3 protein-coding genes are annotated in these 2,011 nt (G+C 62.9%); all 3 read left to right on the forward strand.

The window, feature by feature from the left end; genetic code table 11:
• Positions 1-322: hypothetical protein (locus EN745_RS34080; RefSeq protein WP_210213785.1), on the forward strand; the 322-nt coding region annotated here is incomplete at its 5' end.
• Positions 322-1,170, forward strand: coding sequence for a hypothetical protein (locus EN745_RS34085; RefSeq protein WP_127423264.1), 849 nt, complete (start codon positions 322-324; stop codon positions 1,168-1,170). The genes EN745_RS34080 and EN745_RS34085, both read left to right, overlap by 1 nt.
• On the forward strand, positions 1,167-2,011 hold an 845-nt coding region (locus EN745_RS34090; protein ID WP_145992312.1), incomplete at its 3' end, for a hypothetical protein. The genes EN745_RS34085 and EN745_RS34090, both read left to right, overlap by 4 nt.

Raw genomic sequence — 2,011 nt, forward strand, 5'->3', positions numbered from 1 at the left:
GTCCCGATGCAGCCCCCACAATCAGGAGCCCAGGCAAATGGCTACAACCAGTGAAGTCGAGGTAGGGATGGCTGCCATCGCGCAGCGTCTCAGTGACCAGCGTCAGGTGATGATCAAGGTAAAGGCGAACGCCAGCGTGGCCTCGACGGCCCTTGCTGCGATCCCAAACGACTTTGCCGACGTCATCGCCACCGTCAATGCGTTCGGCATCAGCAACGCCTATGAGGCCGCCGTGAAGGCCCAGCTCACCAAGATGACGGCCGAGTTCACCGCCCTGAAATCGAAGGCTGATGCTATCGCGGCGGTGGATCTGAACAGCTGATGTTTGACGGCCAATTCTATCCTGGCCTGCAACCGCAGTTCGATGCGTTCGCGCAGCTCCGCCGGCCGTACTATCGGGCGCGGCTGAAGGACGTCCTCACCACGTTGGGGTTGACGACGAACCTGAAGCTTTGTCTCGACGCGGCCGATGGCAACTCTCTCCCTGCGACTTCGACTAAATGGCTCGATACGTCGGGAGGTGGCTACGACTTCTTTCGCGGCACCACGGCAGGTGCGGACGCCACCGACCCGACGATCAACGGGACTGCCGATGGCCGCACGTCGTCCGAATATCTTTCCTTCGATGGCGGCGATTATCTGACCTACGACACCACCAATGAGACGTGGATGACGAACATCCACAAGGACAACGCCAAGTGGACCGTCGCGATTTGGGCCTGGTACGGCTCCCCCGCGTCGAACGGGATCGGCGGCACGTCGGGCAACAACGTCGCCAGCGTCGGCTTCCATTTTGGGATGAGCGGCGGCCAGAAGTGGTTCGCAGCCATCAACAACGGCAGCGGCGTCGTCGCCTTGCAAAACATCATGGTGGCCACCCTTGCAACCGGCTCATGGGTATTCGCCGTCTCTTCGCTTGACGAAGCGGTTGGGGCCAACGGCCACATTCTGGGCGTCAACTCGACCTTCGAACTGTTCAGTTCCACCTACTCGTCGCCCTCGGCCGCCGGCGCCACCAACACGATGCAGATCGGCTCTCGCGGCAACGCGCAGGTCCCGCTGGTCAACACGTCCAGAATGGCAGCGATGGCCATGTGGGAGGGCACCGCTCTTACCCAGGCGCAGTTGGACGGCATCTTTCAGGCCACGCGAAAGAGGTTCGGCGTATGAGGATCCCCAGCGGAAAGACGGATCAAAACATCTACTTCGAAGCGGTCGACAGCACCGACCTCATCACGAAGAAGACCGGCCTGACTTCGTTCACGGTCTATCGCAGCCGCAATGGCGGGACGATGACTGCCTACACCACGCCGACGATCATCGAGCTCTCGTCTGCCAACGCACCCGGCCTCTATGCGCTGCTGGTCGACGAGGATACCACGATTGCGTCAACATCAGACGCCGAAGAGTATGCGGTGCGCATCACGCAGGCGAGCATGGCGCCCGTCACTCGCGTGGTCGAGTTGTTCCGCCGCGACACCACGGCCGGCCGGACTGCGACCGTCGATGCAAACGGGCGTGTCGACCTCGGCAGCATTGGAGGCACCGCACAGACGGCCCGCGACATCGGAGCGAGTGTGCTCCTCTCGTCCGGCACCGGCACCGGCCAGGTGAGCCTCACGGCCGGCATCGCGGCGGTCAACGTCACACAGTTCGGCGGTGCCGCTGGGACGTTTGCATCGGGCCGCCCAGAAGTGAACACCACGCACGCCGCCGGTACGGCCTGGAACTCGGGCGCTATCACGGCGAACACCTTTGCGGCCGGCGCGATCACTGCTGCGAAGTTTGCGGCCAATGCCCTTGATGCCGTCTGGTCGACCGCTACGCGCGTGCTCACAGCTGGAACGAATATCGTCTTGGCCAAGGGAACCGGTGTCACCGGCTTCAACGACCTGGACGCGGCCGGCGTTCGTGGCGCCGTCGGGATGGCGTCAGCCAACCTCGACACGCAGCTTTCGACGCTGTCGGGCAATGACACCACCATCAACAACAACGTGCTGGGGGTGCAGAC

This window comes from Mesorhizobium sp. M4A.F.Ca.ET.022.05.2.1, from assembly GCF_003998845.1.
GTDB lineage: Bacteria > Pseudomonadota > Alphaproteobacteria > Rhizobiales > Rhizobiaceae > Mesorhizobium.